The organism is Arthrobacter sp. JUb115, from assembly GCF_004365035.1.
Classification (GTDB): domain Bacteria; phylum Actinomycetota; class Actinomycetes; order Actinomycetales; family Micrococcaceae; genus Glutamicibacter.
Window position 1 is genome coordinate 98,441 of sequence record NZ_SOBS01000005.1, and the last position, 19,426, is coordinate 117,866.

The following is a 19,426-nucleotide window of genomic DNA, read 5'->3' on the forward strand; positions in this document are numbered from 1 at the left end:
GATTCCATCTTAGCGAGCCGGAAAGCAAGATGCCCGGTGACGAAAAGTTACTTCTGCCCTTTACCCGCGGGCCCTGCAACCGATAGAAATTAATCACTGAATCACGAGTTCCACTCTTTGAGCCCTGGCTGAGTGGACGGCAACCCTCCTGCGTCATTGTGCGGGGTGCCCCAGGTGAAGATTCGACGCATCTTGAACGCCAAGATGCGTAAGCGATGGCGCCCCTTGCGCCAGAAAGGGGATCAATTCCCCATGACTAATGCAGCATCTGCCCCAACCGTATCCGAAGACCGCGCACAGCGCCTGCAGGAAGCAGGCAAGGGCTGGGGCGAACGAATTTCGGCTGCCCCGCAAAGTGCCCAATTGACTTTCACCGTCGAGGGCGAAGGCTTCGATTCGGTAGCCAGCAACATTGTCTCCGGCAAGCACACCTTCCAGGTCGACGAGCCAGCTGCCCTGGGCGGCAGCGACCTGGCCGCAAGCCCCGTGGAATACGCGCTCGGAGCGCTCATCTCCTGCCAGGTTGTGGTCTACCGCTTGTACGCGCAGAACCTCGGCATCCAGGTGGACGACGTGAAGATCCAGGCCAATGGCCACCTCGATGTCCGCGGACTCTTCGGCATCGACCAGACCATCCGCCCCGGCTTCTCGTCGGTGGATCTGGACATCCGGATTGCCGGACCGGAATCAGCTGAACGCTATGAAGAACTGCGCCGCGCAGTGGATGCACACTGCCCGGTGCTGGACCTCTTCGCCAATCCGGTGCCCGTGACAACCGCGGTAAGCATCGCAGAGACCAACTAGAGTTCGCTGAACTAAAAAGCACCGCGGCGGCCCCCGACTTCAGGGGCCGCCGCGGTGCACTTCTAGCTGAAGCCAACTATTGCCCCAGGAAGTTCAGCAGGACTTTGCCGGAGCGAGCCGAATCCTTGGCCGTTTCGAAGGCTTCAAGCGCATCGGCGACCGGGAACTCGTGGGTTACCGCCTCGGAAACCTGCAGTGAACCGTCGGCCAGGGCAGCAAGCACATGGTCGATTTCGTCGTTGAAGCGGAAGGAACCAACCAGTTCCAGCTCGCGGGTAATAGCCAGCGAAATGAGTGCGGGTTGTTCTCCTGAGGGCAGCAACCCGACCATGACCACTCGACCGCCGCGCACGGCACCGCGCACCGCGGAGGCCAATCCGCGGTAGGTGCCGCTGGCCTCGATGACCACGTCCGCGCCCACCTGGGCGATTGCTTCCTGGCCATCGGCGCGCAGGGTGGAGGTGGCACCGAGCTGCTTGGCAATCTCCAGCGGCTTGGCGTGCATGTCTACCGCGATAATTTCGCTGGCCCCGGCTCGTTTAAGCACTGCTACAGCGAGAGCTCCGATCGGGCCAGCACCAATAACCAGCGCCTTCTTGCCGGCGACTTCGCCGACGCGCGACACCGCATGCCAAGCAACCGCAGCCGGTTCTGCCAGTGCCGCATCGCGCAGTGCTAAGCCAGCAGGCAGCTCACGCAGCATGCGTGATGGCAGGTTCATTTCGCGGGCGAATGCGCCCTCGGTGTGCGGGTAGCGGGCGGCCGAGCCCAGGTAGGTGCACCCCGGGGAGAGATTCGGGCGGTCGGCCGGGTAGGGTTCCCCCGTCTCACCTGGTGTTGCCGGGTGCACGGCGACTTTGGTTCCGGCTGCCGGCCCGCTGCCGTCAGCGGCGGCCTGGATGATGGTGCCGACGATTTCATGCCCGAGAACCATTGGAGCCTTGAGGATCGATTCCCCGGCGGCGCCGTGGCTCCAGTAATGCAAGTCTGATCCGCAGATACCGCCGTAAGCGATGGCAACGCGTGCTTCATCTGCTCCCGGCGCTGCCAGCTCGATTTGTTCAATACGCAAATCACCGGCTGCATGGGCCACGACGGCCAACGTGCTGGTGGCGAGGGAATTAGACGACAACGCTCATGCCTCCGTCGATGAAAATGGTCTGACCGTTCACGTAGTTCGATCCGTCCGAGGCCAACCAGACTGCTGGTCCGGCCAGGTCTTCGACGGTACCCCAACGGGCCGCCGGGGTGCGGCCAAGAATCCAGGAGTTGAATTTCTCGTCATCCACCAGATTCTGCGTCATTTCGGTGTGGATGTAGCCCGGTGCGATGCCGTTGATTTGCAGTCCCGAACAGGCCCATTCCGCGGTCATGGCGCGGGTGAGGTTGCGCAGTCCGCCCTTGGCTGCGGTGTAGGCGGAGATAGTGGGACGGGCCAGATCGGTTTGCACCGAGCAGATGTTGATGATCTTGCCTTCGCCGCGTTCCACCATGCCACGTGCGACTTCTCGGCCCACCAGGAAGGCGCTGGTGAGGTTGGTATCGATCACGCGCTGCCAGTCGGCGACTTCCAGTTCCAGCATGGGCACGCGGTGTTGGATGCCCGCGTTGTTCACCAAAATGCGGATGGGGCCGATGTTCTTTTCAATGGCGGCGATGTTCTCGCGCACGGCGGCATCATCGGTGACATCGAAGCAGACGCTGTGGATCCTCTCGGCGCCATAGCGGGTGCCGAATTCGGCGGCAGTTTCGGCCAAGCGTTGCGCATCGCGGCCGTGCAGGATGATGGTGGCTCCGGCTTCGGCCAGGGCACGGGCAAGTTCGCGGCCAATGCCGCGGGAGGATCCGGTGACCAGGGCCAGCCGTCCGGACAGGTCAAAAAGTTGGCTCATGAATTCCCTCGCATGAAGTGTCGATGGTACATCGACGGGAACTCATCAGCGGTATGAACCAGCTGTTAAATCCGAAAAATCAGCCCCGTCGCTTCCCTAAAACATATCAGACTTATGATGCCCAAGACAGCTAAAAGTAGGATTTAAGAGCTTCAGTTTCAGCAAGCGTCAGAACATCTCGGATGCCCTGAACATCGGGACTTACACGTCTTCAAATATTGATGTCAGGATAGGATCATGGACTCATCGACGACGTTGACTGAGGGTAGCGAAATCCCTCTTTGGATTCAGCTTTCCCGAGCGCACGAAGACTACACGAGCGACACTTCAGAACACTACGACGAGGTTCTTGAAGAGGTGACGGAACGATTTGCCAAGACCGGCTCCCTCGGGAAAGCTGACATTGGTTCTTTGCTTCTATGGAAACGGCTCAGAGCCGACACCAAGTGGGCAAAGAAGCTCATGAACACCCCGGACCTAGAGGTACGTGAGGCCACTGAAAACGTACTCAAGTACGCGAATGACGAGCTGCTCAGTGTTCCGGAAGCCGCCGAGAAATCACGAAGCGCTCTAGGAGCATTGCCCGGGTTCACCACCGGTGACGCACTAGCTTCAGCGGTCATCGTCGCCGCAGCACCGAAACGAATGGCCATTTACGATCGCCGTGCGCACCATGGTTTGACGCTCCTCGGCATTCAGTTGGCAAACAGTCGCGGCCGGTACCGCCGGTACATGCAAGAAGTGGAAGTTCTCATTCAGCTCCTTGATGAACATGACCAAACGTGGACGGCCAGAGAAATCGACCAAGCCTTGTTCGCTTTGGGCAACCAACGATAACTTCAAGAATCGATGCTACGAACGGATAGTCGCCCACGTAAGTCCAAGACTTGCGTGGGCGACTACCTTTGTCCAAACCCCGGTGGGTCCTCTTCCCCATAAGAGTTCCCACCGGAGCACATTTCCGAGGAGTTTCTCCCAAATGATCCGCCTCGGAATCTCTGTTAGCGCTTTTCTTCGATGGTGACGGTCCAGCCGTCGAAGTTTGCAGCGTTCACATCCAGGAAGTACTTGCCCGCGGTCTTGTGCAGAGCCGTTTCTTCGCTAACCGGACCGTCAATCATGGCTTCGGGAAGCCCGCCGTCCTTCATCAGATCCGTCCCCTCGGTGAGAATGTAGATCGCGCCAAGGGACATGTCTTCGCCCCCCTTGAAGGAATAGGTCATCCGGGCTTCAGCCCCGGTGAGCTCGAACACCTTGCTGGCCTTGTCGGTCTTTCCATCGAGGGTAACGACCTCCTGCCACGTGGCCTCCGCAGGTTCCTCTGCCACGGGTTCTTCTTCAACAGCAGCCTGCTCAGTTGCTGCAGCAGTCGCCGAAGCCTCGATGGTTGGTTCTTTAACGACAGATGGTGTGTTGGTGACCGCTTGATCCACAGCCTTTCCGGCAGAGACCCCGGTGCTGATTCCAATCACTGCGCCGATGGCGATCAGAACGATGCTGATGATCCATGCCAGCTTCTTGTGCTGCGCATACCCCTCCAACGGGCGACGGAACTTATCGGTCATGCCACCAGAAAGGATGATAATGAGATCGATGAGGGACCAAATTCCAAAACCGCCGAAAGTCAGCAGCTTCAGCAGGCCGGTGCCCACCTTGCCCAGATAGAAACGGTCAACGCCCAGTCCACCTAGCAGCAGGGAGAGCAACCAGGTCGTCATGAAAGACTTCGGCGGAAGGTAAGGTGCGGGATACTGCCCTATTGACGAAGGTTGTGCATTGGTATAGCTCATGATGGCTCCTAAAAGAGTAGGTGATGATCACTGATGTTTGGTGTGCGGGCTTCTACTGCTTCACCCAGGTGCCGCAGCGCTTCGATTCGAAGTCCTGGCCCTTTTTGACCGTGACGGCGGGACGCCCTCCGCCAGGGATGCCGTTGTCGATGATGTCGCTGCCATTGGTTCCCGTTTTGACCACTGCCCAATAGCAGTCGCTGCCCACAGCTTCCTTGGCGCGATAGGTGCCGGCCTTGATGTCGCTGCCGACCGTCCATACTCCGTCCTCGACGGAATTTTCCAGCTGTTCCGCCTCGATCTTTCCGACCGCCTTTTCGCGGGCAGCGACCTTGTCTTCCGCATCCTGGAGCTCCTGGTCACGCGTATCCAGATTGGCGGCCTGTTCATCCAGGGCGGCGCCGCGTTCCTCCACGGCTTCTTCCCTGCCGGCGATCCCGGCTTCAAGCTCGTCGAAGTCGGATTGGAGCGAATCCCGTTCCGCTGCGACCGCTGAATGCGACTCGGACAGGGCCAAATACTCTTCGGATTCCTTCGGATTGACGAGGTTCATACCCCAGAACACGCCTCCGGCCAAGGCCCCAACAACGAGTATTGAAGAGAGGATGAGTCCCCAGCGCTTCTTCTTGCCTTTAGTCTTTGCTGGGTTATCGAACGACTCCGCTGAAATCTGCTTGTCGTTTAACATTTCTAGTTCACTCCTTCAATAACCACGTTGACGCCGCTGTCCGGGTGATAAGACCAGCTAGCTTTTAACGAGTCCCAGGTATCGCTTTGTGTGCCATCCATAGCTCTGGTGCGATCCATTTTTTCTTGGGTTGTCTCAGGGACGCCCAACTCGTTGAGCATGCAGTAATAGGCGAAGATGTTGGACGTTCCGGTGTCCGTATAATCCTTACCCTTGGTGTTGAGCGAGATTGCAGATCCGTCATTCATCACGGTGAATCCCTCAGAATCGATGGCGCAAGCTTCGACTGCTTGGTCAATCTTCTTTTGAGTCAACCCACTGGCAATGCCACCGCCATCTGATACAGCCGAACCAATCAGCAGCCCCAGAACCGTACCTGCTGCTATTCCAATGCAGGCTGGCAACAGCCATGATTTCTTCGGGCGTTGCCTGAGCATTTCAGGCGGGACCATAGGTCCCTGCGTCTGTGGTTCCACGGCGGCCTCCTGGGGGGCGAGTATTCGATGATTTCGACGTCCTTGCCTGGAGCACCTGGTGCGGCGATGCGGCCTGAATCCGTCGTGAAACCAGATTGGATGACGTAGCTCTAATTTGAGTAGCAAATCACTGATAATGAGGGTTATCAGGAGTACTCATGGATAATTGATGAATCATCTTATAGGGTCGGACCTATCAACCGATCGACATCAAGGAGTCCACGATGAACGCGCAAGAGCTGATTTCCTTGCCGGACATCGCACGCCTCGCCAACGTCCAGCGCCCCGTGGTTTCCGTCTGGCGCACAAGGAGCCGGGGCACGGATTTTCCATTTCCGGATTCGAAACTGAAAAGCGGCGCCCAGGAACTATTCGTATCCGAAGAAATAGTTCAGTGGCTGCAAGTAACCGGCCGCGGAAACAACCCCGAGTTCAAAGAAGACTCAGCGTCCTACGCAACTCTGGGGCGGGAGAATTTTCCTCTCGTCACTTCGCTTCTGTCCCTGCAGCAATTCCTGGGCCGGCCATTGTCGCAGTTTTCGCCGATCGAGCTCCTTGATGCCGCAGACGAACTGGACCCGGATGACGAATGCCTCTATTCAGAAATCGAAGCAGGACACGACAAGTTAGCTTCCATCGTTGGGTACGTCGACAAGCTAATAGATGCGTCTTACGGAGCTCTGCCTGCGTTTGAATCGCTATTCAATGATCGTTTTCGAGCCAACGAAATCGCGATAAGCCGCACTGCGCTGTCAGGACCTGCCCGCCGACTTGTCGCCCAGTGCGCGCTGGAACTGGCGGGACCGGATTCCGTATTCCACGAGGCAACCCCGGGAGGCAGCGACCTTATCTATGCACTGATGCAACTAGTTGAAGAATCGGCTTCTTTGCAGATTCAGCTTCCGTCTGCCACAGGAGAACGCGATACTTCCCGGCTGACCGTACGCCGGTTGAAGATGCTGCTCGCCACAAATGAGTCCTTCATTGCTTCTACACCATCGCATGGAATCAAGCCGATAATCCATCTGGCCCAGTTCCCCTCTCCGGAGATGCAGGACGATGATCCGCTGGCGGTCCTGCAGGCCATCGATGATCTGGTCCTTGAACTTGGCCCAAGCCACAGTGCGATCGTCATTGCCCCGGCGAACGCCTTGGTCAATGCCACGGACCATAAGGAAGTCGCTAACGTGCGGGCTTCGATTTTGCGCATGGGACGAGTTCGCGCTGCTGCCTTGTTGCCGCAGGGGCACTTCCTTTTCAAGCCCCGAATTCCTCTGGGCTTGTGGGTCATCGGTCCGGATACCTCGGATGCTCCGCTGGCGGAGCGTCGCATCATGCTTGCTGATCTCAGCGGCTTGCCGCTGGATGACAATGTCACGGATGATTTTGTCGCAGATCTAGCGGCAAGCCTCATGGAACTGCACGGACTTCGAGCACACTCTTTCAGGTTCGCCCGGTGGGGACGAACAAGTCGGATCATCGCCAGTTCGCAAGGGCTAATACCCCGGAATCGGGTTAAACGCCTTCATACCCATGCAGACGCTGCTTCTCTGGCTGAACATCAGGTCGAGTTCGAGAAACTGCTGACTGCTCTGAATGAATCCAGCGTCGCTCGCCCTCAATTGAACTGGGAGCTGCAGTTGCGCGAATCAGAAGCGCAACCTGTCGAAACTTCCGGTTTGAGAACGCTGGGCGAGCTGGTTTCCCAAGGGCAGCTTCGAGTCCTGCCGGGAACCCGATTTAACAAGGATTCGTTGCGTGCCACGGTTCAGCACGGAATAGGAGTTTGGAATTCAGAGGATATTCAATCTGAACAGCCCACCGCCTCAATTTCCTACTTCAACCTTGCGCAAGCTTATGGCCGTGCGGTAATTACCGAGCCTGGTGACATTGTCTTCAGTTCTTCGGGCGGGCCGGCGGCCACAGTTGATGTCGAAGGTTCGAAAGCAGTGAATTTCCCGGTGAGGATCCTGAGAATCAATTCAACCGCTGGTTCCGGGCTCCATCCACAAGTACTCGCCCAGGACATCACCAATGCCGAATCAGCCAATTGGCGGCAGTGGGCGGTTCGCAAGATCCCGCCGAATTCTTATGAGGCGATGCGTCGCGCGCTTCAGTTGATTGATGAGGAACGTCAGCATGCAACCAGCCGCATTGAGCTTTTGAATTCCCTGTCCAGCCAAATAACCAGCGCATTATTGTCCGATGGGCTTGAGATACTTGTTCCAGAACGTTTAAGGAAGGACGTCCCTAGTGGCACGAACTAAGAAGGTGGCGGCCGTGGCTGCCCCAAGCACGATGAAGGAACTCAAAGATACGCTGTGGAAAGCCGCAGACAAGCTTCGCGGTTCCATGGATGCCTCACAATACAAGGACGTCATCCTTGGCCTTGTATTCCTCAAGTATGTCTCCGATGCTTTCACCGAGCGCCGTGAGCAATTGGAAGCCGAGCTGACTGCCGACGGCATGACCGAAGAACAAGTAGGGATGCTGCTGGATGATGTAGATGAGTACATCGGCCAAGGGGTGTTCTGGGTTCCGGCAAATGCCCGGTGGGAGTACCTGACCCAGAATGCCAAGGGACTTCCGGCGCTCGACGGTGAGGCGCCCAAGAATATCGGCGAGCTGATCGATGCTGCCATGGATGCAATCATGGCTTCTAATGCGACGCTCACAGGCACGCTGCCACGCGTCTTCAACCGCGAATCTGTGGACCAACGCCGACTCGGTGAACTGCTTGATCTTCTGAACACCACTCGTTTCACCGGCCAAGGTTCTGGACGTGCGCGCGACTTGCTCGGTGAAGTCTACGAATACTTCTTGGAAAAGTTCGCGCGCGCCGAAGGCAAGCGCGGCGGAGAGTTCTACACGCCTGCCGGTGTGGTCCGCGTCTTGGTGGAGGTCTTGGAACCGACCAGCGGACGCGTCTACGACCCAGCCTGCGGTTCGGGTGGCATGTTCGTGCAGACCGAGAAGTTCTTGGATGCCCACAACGCAGATCGCACTGCGATCTCCGTTTACGGTCAGGAACTGAACGAACGCACCTGGCGCATGGCCAAAATGAACCTAGCCATCCATGGCCTCAATGCCAATCTAGGGCCGCGCTGGCAGGATACCTTTGCTCGCGATGTGCACCCGGAAATGCAAGCCGACTACATCATGGCTAACCCTCCGTTCAATATCAAGGACTGGGCACGCAATGAGTCCGACCCGCGTTGGCGCTACGGCGTTCCGCCGGCTAACAACGCCAACTATGCATGGATCCAGCACATCATTTCCAAGCTGGCACCAGGTGGCACCGCTGGTGTTGTCATGGCAAACGGTTCCATGTCGTCGAATTCAGGTGGTGAAGGAGATATCCGTGCCCAGCTAGTCGAGGCGGATCTAGTTTCGTGCATGGTCGCGCTGCCAACTCAGCTTTTCCGCTCCACCGGCATCCCTGTGTGCACTTGGTTCTTCGCAAAGGACAAGACCGCTGGTTCTCAAGGTTCTGTTGACCGAACCGGGCAGGTGCTGTTCATCGATGCCCGCAACCTGGGCTACATGGTGGACCGCGCCGAGCGGGCATTGAGCGAAGAGGATATCGCGAAGATCGCTGACACATTCCATGCTTGGCGTGGTAGCGCGTCCGGAGAGAGCAAGGAATACGCGGACGAAGCTGGCTTCTGCTACTCGGCCACTTTGGCTGAAATTAAGGAAGCCGATTACGCACTAACGCCAGGCCGATACGTTGGGGCAGCCCAAGTCGAAGACGATGGTGAGCCAATCGAAGAGAAAATCGCGCGACTCGAAAATGAATTGTTTGGACTGTTAACAGAATCAGAGCGCTTGGCAACTGTAGTACGCGAGCAACTTGGGAGAGTTTCATGAACGATATTTGGCCAAATGGGCCGCTCTCAGAAATTGCTGACGTGATAATGGGGCAATCGCCAAACGGTTCCTCAACCAATAACGTGGGGAAGGGTACCCCGTTGTTGAACGGACCGACTGAGTTTGGCCTTTTCCACCCAGATCCCGTTCAGTGGACGAACGCTGGTGTTCGTTTTGCGATGACCGACGATGTCTTGTTCTGCGTTCGTGGATCAACGACTGGTCGCATGAATACAGCAAATCAACAGTACGCCATTGGTCGAGGGCTATGTGCAATTCGCGCTAAATCTATCTCAGATTCTAAATTCGTCCGCTACGCGTTGACTCACACCTTGCCGGAATTATTGTCAGCCGTAACAGGTTCAGTCTTCCCGAACCTCTCCAAACCGCAAATAAGTAAACATCCAATTTTTGTCCCACCGCCAGCGGAGCGAGAACGGATTTCCGCTGTCCTCGAGTCGCTCGACGACAAGATTGCGGTAAATGAAAACATCCTTCGGGCAACCGAGGACCTCATTCATGCTTCCTATCGAGGCTTCATCAACGGCTCCACCCTGCAAGTTGTCAAGGCTCGGGACGTGGTGCGCCGGATATCACCGAAACGAAAGTTCAAGAAGGACGATTTAGTGCCGCAGGGTGACTTTCCGGTATTCGATCAAAGCGAAACTGGACTCCTCGGATATTTAAATGGTGACGGTTTCCTGGATGCCAGCACGGAAGAACCCATATTGTATTTTGGAGACCACACTTGCAAACTACGGATTGTGACTCAACCGTTCACAGTAGGTCCGAATACAGTTCCTTTCAATGGAATAAGAGTTCCGGCACTGACACTTTATTGCGCTCTCAATGGCGTGCAAAAACAGGAAGAATATAAACGACATTGGTCGCTTCTGATGGATAAAGAAATCTTTGTTCCTAACGAGAAGGAAAGAGAAGAATTCGCTAGTCGCTACGGATACCTACTTAGGATGGCCATGGTTTTGACAAAGGAGAATAGATCGCTCGCAACAACTCGCGATGCTCTGCTCCCCCAACTCATGTCGGGCAAGCTGCGCGTCAAAGATGCAGAAGCGCTCGTTGAGTCCGCGGTGTAACTAATTGCCATTACGTCACGGACAGTGGAGAAGTTCCAATTAGAGGTAGTTCCACAAGGGAAGGGAAACGGCATGAGTTCAAAAGGCAACTCGTCGACTTCGAAAGACGATGTATGCTTCGCCAGCACGCCACCTGCCGCTGGCCTTCCCACGTGGTACCCATTGCTCCTTGATTCGATCAGCGATCGCTTTTCCCAGCGACTACGGCGAGCCAGCATGGAAGTCAATCAGAAATTGATCAGGACCAATTGGAGTACCGGACGCGACATCCTCGACCGGCAATCTGAACAGGGCTGGGGAAACAAAGTCATTGACCGGCTCTCGTGCGACTTCAGGGAACGATATCCAGATGCCAAGGGATACTCCCCTCGAAATCTTAAGTACATGCGCTGCTTTGCCGAAGCGTGGCCATCGGCGGCAATGGTGCAACAGGCTGTTGCACCACTGCCGATGGGTCATGAACTGGTTCTGTTGGAGAAGCTCAACGAGGAACCCACACGTATCTGGTACGCCGAAACGGTGCTTGCCGAAGGCTGGTCACGCAACCAACTGGCATGCCAGATCGAGACCCGCCTGCATGAACGGAGCCGGCAGGCTACCTCCAACTTCAACACTGTCCTGCCCTCATCAACTTCGGCGATTGTTCAGGACGTCACGAAGGACCCTTACGTCTTCGATTTCTTGGAGCTGGCCGAGTCCAATAACGAACGGGAAATTGAAGGCCAACTGTTGCAGCACGTCGAGCGTTTCCTGCTGAAGCTTGGGCGGGGATTCGCCTTTGTCGCTCGGCAGCTGCGGTTGGATATGGCTGGAGACGAGTTCTTCCCGGATCTGGTCTTCTACGGCTTCGTCCTCCTCCGTTTCGTAATGGTCGAGCTGAAGGTGGAAAAGTTCGAGCTCGACCACCTCGGCCAGCTGGGCATATATATGAGCTTTGTCGATGACCTGCTGGATCAACCCGGGGATGAATCAACTATTGGCCTGTTGCTGAGCAAGACCAAGAACTCGGTGGTCGCCGAATATGCGCTACGCGGTTTCAGTTCTCCTATTGGCGTCACCGAATGGGCCGCCGAAATCACGGATTCACTTCCTGAAGATGTATCCCGCAGTCTGCAGAGTATCGATGAACTGGAAGCGGAACTTGCCGGTACCGACAATGTCAAAGGCGACGGCTCCACATGAGAACTCCCAACAGAGAAACCAAGATAATTGTTCGCTCCAAGAAGAGGATCTAGCTCAATGACAACGCAAACCAGCTTCTCCGAAGCGGACCTCGAAGGACTCGTTCTCGAGTGGCTCGGCGACGGATGGCGACCAACCCACGGCCAGGATATCGCACCGGGCACCGGCGAGCGCGAGTCATGGGACGAGCTGCTGATCCGTCCGCGTCTGCTCGCCGCGCTGCGCCGCCTGAATCCAGGTTTCCCGGAGCAGTACCTGCAGCAGGCCTGCGCGGAAATCGCGGCGCCTGCATCCCAGGATGCGATCACCGAGAACTACCGGATGCACAAGATGTTCGTTGACGGCTACCGGCTAACCTACCTGGACCCGGACGGAACCGAACAGAATCCCACACTGCGCCTGATCGGTACCGAAGAGACGGATAATGACTGGCTGGCCGTCAGCCAGGTCACTCTGGTCCAGGGCGACTATAATCGCCGCTTCGATGTCGTCTTGTACTGCAATGGCATGCCGATGAGCATCATGGAGCTGAAGCGCGCAGGGGCTAAAGGTGCGGACGTTGCCGCCGCCCACGCACAACTGCAAACCTACCTGCGGGAATTCCCGCTGGCTTTCCGCTTCTGCGTCTTCACCTTCGCCTCCGACGGGTTGGATGCCAAGTACGGGACCCCGTTCACGCCGCTGAACCACTTCTCCCCGTGGAATGTCGATGATGACGGTGTCCCCGTCCCGGTCGATCTGGTCATCGATGGCGATGCTGTCCTGCCGATTGAGACAGCCATCGCCGGGTTGTACAATCCGACCCGTTTCCTCCAGTTGCTGCGTTCCTTCACGGCCTTCGATGCCGGGGCCGAGGGGCTGCTCAAGCGCATCGCCAAGCCACACCAGTACTTCGCCGTCACCAAGGCTGTCGGATCCACAGTTGACGCCGTGCGCACCAACGGCAAGGCCGGCGTGGTCTGGCATACCCAGGGCTCGGGCAAGTCCATGGAAATGGAGCTCTACACTGCATCGGTCATGCGCCACCCGGCGCTGAAGAACCCGACGGTAGTGGTAATCACCGACCGCAATGAACTCGACGGGCAGCTCTATTCAGGGTTCGCCCGCTCCCAGCTGCTGCCTGATACGCCAAAGCAGATCCGCCGCCGCACCGAGCTACGCTCAGAGCTCTCCGGGCGGGTCACCGGAGGCATCTACTTCACCACACTGCAGAAGTTCGGGCGCACCAAGGATGAGAAAGATGCGGGCACCGAGCACCCGCTGCTTTCCGACCGGAAGAACATCATTGTCATTGTCGACGAAGCCCACCGCAGCCACTACGACGACTTGGACGGCTATGCCAGGCATCTGCGCGACGCGCTGCCCAACGCCACGCTGATCGCATTCACCGGAACCCCGATCTCCTTCGAAGACCGCAATACCCGCGATGTCTTCGGCGACTACATCGACGTCTATGATCTTTCCCGTGCCGTGGATGATGGTGCCACCGTTCCTGTCTACTTCGAGCCACGGCTGATCAAGGTACAGCTGGCCGACGGACGCACCCTGGAGGATCTGGATGCGGACGCCGATAGGGTGACCTTGGGCCTGGATGACACCGAGCGGGCGCGCATTGAGCAGTCCGTGGCCGTGGTCAACGCGGTCTACGGCGCACCGGAACGCCTGGCTGAACTGGCCCGGGATATGGTTTCGCATTGGGAACATCGCCGGGACACGGTGGCCCCATTCATTGCTGACACTTCTGGCACGCCGACATCTGGCAAGGCCATGATCGTTGGCGGCACACGCGAAATCTGCGCGAACCTCTACTCGGCCATCATTGCTCTGCGACCCGATTGGCATTCAGACGAGCTGGACAAGGGCAAGATCAAGGTCGTGTACTCCGGCACCGCGTCGGACGGTCCCCCTGTCTCCGAGCACGTCCGTCGAGACTCCGCAAATAACGTCATCAAGGAACGTCTCAAAAATCCTGAAGACGAGCTGGAATTGGTGATCGTCAAGGACATGATGCTCACCGGCTTCGATGCCCCTCCATTGCACACACTGTATTTGGACCGACCGCTCAAGGGCGCCTTGCTCATGCAGACTCTCGCGCGTGTCAACCGCACCTTCCGTGGAAAGAGCGATGGCCTGCTTGTCGCTTATGCCCCGCTGGCTGAAAACCTCACCAACGCGTTGGCTGAATACACTGCGGATGACCGAAAGAACCAGCCTGTGGGCAGGAATATTGATGAAGCCATCGCCCTAGTGGTGGACTTGGTCAACCAGATCCGTGGTCTGCTGTCCAACCACGATTGGAAAGCCGTGCTCGGCAAGCCCGGACCGAAATCGTTCCTGAACGCTGTCACCGGCGCAGTCAACTATCTGCGTGATCCTGCCACCCCGGGGAACAGTGGAGTTGCCGAAGGCGCACAGCCCCTGGCGGTCGAGTACCGGACTACTGCTGGTCGGCTGGCACGGGCGTGGGCACTGTGCACCGGTTCCGGCAAGCTGGAAGAGCTCCGCCCGGAGATCCAGGTCTACGAGGAAATCCGCGTGTGGATGGGCAAATTCGATGCCCAGGACCGACAGGCGCAAGGCCTGCCCGTACCGGAGGAAATCCAACGGCAGCTTGCCCAGATCATTGCCACGGCAACGGACGCAACAGGCAAGGTTCTGGATATCTACGAGGCCGCAGGCATGCCGAAGCCATCGCTCAGCGACCTGACACCGGAATTCGTTGCCAAGACGCAAAAGGCTCGGAATCCTCAACTGGCCATCGAAGCGTTGCGCAAACTGGTAGCTGAAGAATCAGCGAAGTCCACCCGGAATAACGTCATCCGTCAGCGTGCGTTTTCTGAACGCATCACAGAACTGATGACCAAGTACACTAATCAGCAGTTGACCTCGGCAGAAGTCATCGCTGAACTTGTGGAGCTGGCCAAGGAAGTCGCCGAGGAATCCAACCGCGGCCAGAAGTTCACGCCGCCCATGGACAACGATGAGCTTGCGTTCTACGACGCGGTGGCCATGAATGAATCTGCGCTTCTGGAGCAGGGCGAAGATATGCTAGCCACCATTGCCCGCCAGCTGGTTCAGGTGATGCGCCGGGATGTACGCACCGACTGGACCGTCCGCGAGGATGTCCGTGCCAAGCTGCGGTCATCGGTGAAACGGCTATTGATCTTGAACGGATATCCGCCAGACAAGCGGCCCGAGGCCATCAAGCTCGTTATCGAGCAGATGGAATCAATGGCGCAACGGCACGCTTAGAACGAACGACACACATCTACCACGAGGAAAGTCGCTTGAAACTTTCAGCAGTACGAATTTCTAGATATCGAAGTATCTCGACGGTTGCGTCATTTCCAATTGAAGATTTGACCGTACTAGTTGGCCCAAACAATCAAGGTAAGTCAAACCTGCTACATGGGCTTAGTTTGGGTATGGCAGCCATCGAACAGTCATCCAATTTAACTAGTCAAAAATCCTGGCGATGGCGGTTTCCGAGCCGACCGGAGCAAGAGATGGTACGAAAGTACGATTGGGAAAGAGACTTTCCGTTAAGCCTTTCAGGGGATCCCCAGCGGAGTTACTCTGCGATCAGGTTTGAATTCCAACTCGATGAAGCGGAGGTCGCAGACTTCAAACGGGAAGTCGGATTATCTGTCAATGGAGTGCTTCCTATTGACGTGCGCTTCCATGCTCGAAAGCCCCCAATAATCTCCATACCCAAACCAGGTAAGGGAAATAAAACGTATTCAGCAAAGTCAGCTGAAATTGCGGATTTCATTCAGAACCGAATTCATTTCATCTATGTCCCCGCTGTCCGGACGGTCGAGCAGTCGATGAGTGTTATGAACCAGCTCGTCTCGGAACGGCTGGGCGCCTTGGAAACTGACCCCGACTACATAGCACTACTTGATCGACTAGCGCAAAAAAGAGAATCGTACTTGAAGGAGGTGGAATCCAGCGTCTCGAAACGGCTTGAGAGCTACCTAGCTGGGTTCTCGGGCATTGAGCTTCAGAGTGAGGCGCTCTTACCGAGGGCAAGAGTAGAAGACGTATTAATCGATGACGGGACGCGAACTTCGCTACGACAAAAGGGGGATGGTGTAAAAAGTATTGTTTCGCTTGCCATGTTGCACGATGTTGCGGAACATACATATCCCGACAAGCAAGTAATCCTAGCAATTGAAGAACCTGAGGCGCATCTCCACCCTGATGCGATTCATGAGATAAGGAAGGTACTGCGCGGCGTAGCAGAACGCCGGCAGGTGCTCCTTACAACTCATAGCCCAATACTGATCAACCGAACAAAAGTCAGCAATAACATCTTGGTCCAAAATAATCGTGCCCATCCTACACAGCGGATGGAAGATCTCCGCAATTGTCTTGGTGTGCGGCCTGGAGACAACATGACGTCGGCCGCATACTGTGTTCTGGTTGAGGGCCTCACGGACGAGCGATTCTTCAGATGGGCACTTCCTCTAGTTGAACCGAGGCTCAAAGTTGCGATCGACAATGGGCTTCTCACGTTTCGACATACAGGCGGTGGCAACGGAGTAGAGGCTACAGCCAAACTGCTCCTTAACGAACCAATCGTTCTCTTCGCGGTAGTTGACGGTGACAACGCTGGCAAAGGCTCACGAGACAAGCTCGTTTCAGATCAACTGCTGCCCGTGGAAAACATAACCCTTACCACCCCCGGGGGTCATTTCAATAAAGAATTGGAAGACCTGCTTTCAGAAGATACACATAGATTTGTCCTCGGCCGACACTTCGGGTTGGACGCCAGTAAATTTGTTCCATGGTCTCAGAGCGCCAAATGGAGTACTCAAGCCAAGAGTTTTCTTCGCACTCAGGGGAAAAGCGATGATGCGAGGACGATCGATGGATTAAAGGTGGCCCTTATCGAACACTTGGAACGCTCTGAGGTCGATTGCTTATCTGATGACAGCATTCCTATCCTCAAAGCATTGGCAAACCAAATCGTCAACGTTCTCGAGCAAAATCATGAAATTTCGCTTGTGTAGCCTGTCAGAAGCTACTCAAGATATTAAGCGGGCTCCAACGGTGCACCGGTAAAGTGCCCCGGCTTTGGTTTTGTCTACCGCGTCTGCGAATAGAACCAGTTGATGTGCTCTTCGAGCAGCTGGGCTGCCCGCTCGCGCTGGTTCGTCGCAAAGGCGTGGTGGATGGCCTTGTGCTGGCGGCGCAGCACGCGCACCACCGGCTGCCAGGCCTCGTCGCTGGGCACCGAGTCGGAGACGTAGTCGCTGATCGAGTTTCGCAGGGATTCCATCATCGATTCCACCACTGCATTGCCGGCCATGGATGCCAAAAGCACATGGAACTCGGCATCGATGCGGTGGAATGCCTCGCGCGAGAGCTGCGCGTCGTCCATGCGCATGATCAGCACCGCGGTGCGGTCAATGACCTGCTGGGCATGGATCGGATCGCGCGGCGTCATTTGCGCTGCCCAGGTTTCCAGCAGGATGCGGGATTCGACGATCTCGCGGACGTTGATCCCCTTGGCCGCCAAGTGCAGGCGCAATGCCTGCGAAATGCCTGCCGAGGGGTTGGAGATGATCACCGCTCCGGAGTTGGGCCCGGAGCCGGTGGAAGTCTTGATAATGCCCATCACATCAAGGATGCGGATGGCATCTCGGACCGAAGCCCGCGAGATCCCATGCTGCTCCGCGAGCGCACGCTCGCCGGGAAGCTGGTCTCCAACGGAGAGCTTCTCCTTGCGCAGATCCTGTTCAATTGCTTGGAGAACAATCTGGTACGCACGCGGAGCTGGGTTTACTGGCATCGGATCTATTTTAGCCGTTCGAAGCTAAGGCAGCATCCAGGACAGAACCGGGGTGGACTGCAGGTAAACCAAGCAGCACAGCACCAGCAGCATGCCTACGGACCAACCGGCAACCTTCTTGAGGATCACCGACTCCTGGCCTTCCATCTTCACCGAGGTAGCGGCGATGGCCAGGTTCTGCGGGGAGATCAGCTTGCCGACCACGCCGCCGGAGGTGTTGGCGGCAACCAGCAGGTTCGGATCGATGCCGGCATTGATGCCAGCGGTCTGCTGCAGCTTGGCGAACAGCGCGTTGGCCGAGGTGTCCGAGCCGGTCACCGCGGTGCCGATCCAGCCCAGGATTGGCGACAGGAAGGCGAAGAATGCGCCGGTGCCTGCCAGCCAGGTGCCAATGGTGATGGTCTGGCCCGAAAGGTTCATCACGTAAGCCAGGCCGAGGACCGACAGGATGGTCAGCGCGGCGTAGCGCATGTTGTAGACGGTCTTGCCGATTTCGGCAGCACCCTCGGCGAAGGTCATCTTGTACTTGCCGTTGCCGTCGTTCTTCGCGTAGACCAGGGCCACGATCAGGCCGGTGATCAGCAGCAAGGTGCCCGGGGAGGATAGCCACTGGAAGTTGTAGATGGTCGAAGATACCGCTTCGCCATCAGCATTCAGGATCTTGCCGTCCAGTCCTGGCCAGCCGAATTTGATGTCCGTGGTTGCCAGCCATGCAGGAATGTCCACGCCCAGCTTCCACAGCTTGGCCACGCCGAAGATGACGATAACCAGCAGGTACGGGAACAAAGCCATCCAGGTGTTGACCGGGTGCAGCTTGGCATTGGCTTCGTATGGAATTGCGGCGGCTTCAGCAGTCAGCACGCGCTGGCGTGCCTCGTCGGCACCCTTTGGAGTCCAGAAGCGCAGCAGGATCACTGCGGCGGCCAGGCCAACCAGCGCAGCAACGATATCGGTCAGCTCATAGGAGAAGTAGGTCGAGCACAGCCACTGGGCGACACCGAAGGAAATGCCGATGGTCAGCGTTGCCGGCAGGGTCTGGCGCATGCCGCGCCAGCCGTCGAGGATCAGGACCAGGATCGATGGGACGAACAGCGCCAGCAGCGGGGACTGGTGTCCAACGATGGCGCCGATGTCGGCAGCCGGGATGCCGGTCAGGGCACCGGCGGTGGTAATCGGGATCGCCACGGCGCCGAAGGCCACCGGGGCGGTGTTGGCAATCAGCACGGCGCAGGCTGCGCGCAGCGGCGACAGGCCCAATGCCAGCAGCATGGTGGCGGTAATCGCCACCGGTGCGCCGAAGCCGGCCAGCGCTTCAAGCAGGCCGCCGAAGCAGAAAGCAATCAGCACGGCCTGGATGCGCACGTCGCCGCCGCCGATGACGTCGAAGACGCGGCGCAGGTCTTCGAAGCGGCCCGACTTGACGGTGACTTGGTAGAGGAAGATCGCCATGACAACGATCCAGACAATAGGGAAGGCACCGAAGACCATGCCCATCAGTCCGGAGTTCAATGCCAATCCAACCGGCATGTTCCAGCCGAAGATCGCCACGAGGATGGCAACAGCGAGCGAGCCGAGGCCGGCCCAGTGGGCCTTGACCTTGACTACCGCCAGAAGTACGAAGAAGGCTACAAGCGGGATCAGTGCGATGAGCGCTGAAACAGCTATGCTCCCCGCGATCGGATCCGTGGAGGGTGTAAACACGGTGTGGGCGTCCTTACTCGAGATGGTCTGACCATATGTGGTCCGACCACCTAGAGTACAAGGTGAGAGCTATCACAACAAGTCTTGACTATTACGAAGTACGTGGCATAGTATGGTCTGACCACACCC

General features: G+C 57.2%; 15 protein-coding genes and 1 riboswitch. Of the genes, 8 read left to right on the forward strand and 7 right to left on the reverse strand.

All coding sequences use genetic code 11. The features are described 5' to 3' along the window. Positions 1-99: 99 nt before the first annotated feature. Positions 100-221, forward strand: a riboswitch (SAM riboswitch). A 31-nt stretch (positions 222-252) separates the two neighbouring features. Continuing rightward, the gene (locus EDF61_RS10445; RefSeq protein ID WP_133834033.1) at positions 253-804 is read left to right on the forward strand and encodes an OsmC family protein; all 552 of its coding nucleotides are present in this window, start codon (positions 253-255) and stop codon (positions 802-804) included. Between the two features lie 76 nt (positions 805-880). Here the strand turns inward: EDF61_RS10445 and EDF61_RS10450 are convergent, their stop codons facing one another. Next, positions 881-1,936, reverse strand: a complete 1,056-nt coding sequence (locus EDF61_RS10450) for an L-idonate 5-dehydrogenase (RefSeq protein ID WP_133834034.1) — start codon at positions 1,934-1,936, stop codon at positions 881-883. Continuing rightward, positions 1,926-2,696, reverse strand: coding sequence for an SDR family oxidoreductase (locus EDF61_RS10455; protein WP_133834035.1), 771 nt, complete (start codon positions 2,694-2,696; stop codon positions 1,926-1,928). The genes EDF61_RS10450 and EDF61_RS10455 overlap by 11 nt, the downstream gene beginning before the upstream one ends. Before the next feature lie 237 nt (positions 2,697-2,933). On the opposite strand from EDF61_RS10455, the gene EDF61_RS10460 reads away from it, so the two are divergent. Next, entirely contained in the window at positions 2,934-3,533 is a 600-nt protein-coding gene (locus EDF61_RS10460) for a hypothetical protein (RefSeq protein WP_286172200.1), read from the forward strand. Between the two features lie 164 nt (positions 3,534-3,697). Here EDF61_RS10460 and EDF61_RS10465 read toward each other — a convergent pair whose 3' ends face one another. Genes EDF61_RS10465 through EDF61_RS10475 form a run of 3 tightly spaced genes read right to left on the reverse strand, consistent with a single transcriptional unit; the run spans position 3,698 to position 5,650 of the window. Further along, on the reverse strand, positions 3,698-4,486 hold the full coding sequence (locus tag EDF61_RS10465) for a TM2 domain-containing protein (RefSeq protein WP_133834036.1): 789 nt from the start codon (positions 4,484-4,486) through the stop codon (positions 3,698-3,700). Between the two features lie 52 nt (positions 4,487-4,538). Beyond that, complete coding sequence (locus tag EDF61_RS10470; RefSeq protein WP_133834037.1) at positions 4,539-5,174, reverse strand: Rv1352/Rv1906c domain-containing protein; 636 nt, start codon at positions 5,172-5,174, stop codon at positions 4,539-4,541. A gap of 2 nt (positions 5,175-5,176) precedes the next feature. Beyond that, complete coding sequence (locus tag EDF61_RS10475; RefSeq protein WP_133834038.1) at positions 5,177-5,650, reverse strand: hypothetical protein; 474 nt, start codon at positions 5,648-5,650, stop codon at positions 5,177-5,179. 224 nt (positions 5,651-5,874) lie between these two features. Between EDF61_RS10475 and EDF61_RS10480 the strand changes: the two genes are divergently transcribed. The 6 genes from EDF61_RS10480 (at position 5,875) to EDF61_RS10505 (ending at position 16,814) form a co-directional block, all read left to right on the forward strand. Continuing rightward, on the forward strand, positions 5,875-7,917 hold the full coding sequence (locus tag EDF61_RS10480) for a hypothetical protein (RefSeq protein WP_133834039.1): 2,043 nt from the start codon (positions 5,875-5,877) through the stop codon (positions 7,915-7,917). 31 nt (positions 7,918-7,948) lie between these two features. Continuing rightward, positions 7,949-9,520, forward strand: coding sequence for a class I SAM-dependent DNA methyltransferase (locus tag EDF61_RS10485; RefSeq protein ID WP_133834175.1), 1,572 nt, complete (start codon positions 7,949-7,951; stop codon positions 9,518-9,520). Next, the gene (locus EDF61_RS10490) at positions 9,517-10,617 is read left to right on the forward strand and encodes a restriction endonuclease subunit S (RefSeq protein WP_133834040.1); all 1,101 of its coding nucleotides are present in this window, start codon (positions 9,517-9,519) and stop codon (positions 10,615-10,617) included. The genes EDF61_RS10485 and EDF61_RS10490 overlap by 4 nt, the downstream gene beginning before the upstream one ends. Positions 10,618-10,689: 72 nt before the next feature. Beyond that, positions 10,690-11,799, forward strand: a complete 1,110-nt coding sequence (locus EDF61_RS10495) for a PDDEXK nuclease domain-containing protein (RefSeq protein ID WP_133834041.1) — start codon at positions 10,690-10,692, stop codon at positions 11,797-11,799. A 57-nt stretch (positions 11,800-11,856) separates the two neighbouring features. Then, positions 11,857-15,051, forward strand: coding sequence for a type I restriction endonuclease subunit R (locus tag EDF61_RS10500; RefSeq protein ID WP_133834042.1), 3,195 nt, complete (start codon positions 11,857-11,859; stop codon positions 15,049-15,051). Between the two features lie 35 nt (positions 15,052-15,086). Beyond that, complete coding sequence (locus tag EDF61_RS10505) at positions 15,087-16,814, forward strand: ATP-dependent nuclease (protein WP_166650778.1); 1,728 nt, start codon at positions 15,087-15,089, stop codon at positions 16,812-16,814. Between the two features lie 74 nt (positions 16,815-16,888). Here the strand turns inward: EDF61_RS10505 and EDF61_RS10510 are convergent, their stop codons facing one another. Next, positions 16,889-17,596, reverse strand: coding sequence for a FadR/GntR family transcriptional regulator (locus EDF61_RS10510; protein ID WP_133834044.1), 708 nt, complete (start codon positions 17,594-17,596; stop codon positions 16,889-16,891). Positions 17,597-17,620: 24 nt separating this feature from the next. Further along, positions 17,621-19,297, reverse strand: coding sequence for an L-lactate permease (locus EDF61_RS10515; RefSeq protein WP_105656269.1), 1,677 nt, complete (start codon positions 19,295-19,297; stop codon positions 17,621-17,623). Positions 19,298-19,426: the final 129 nt, after the last annotated feature.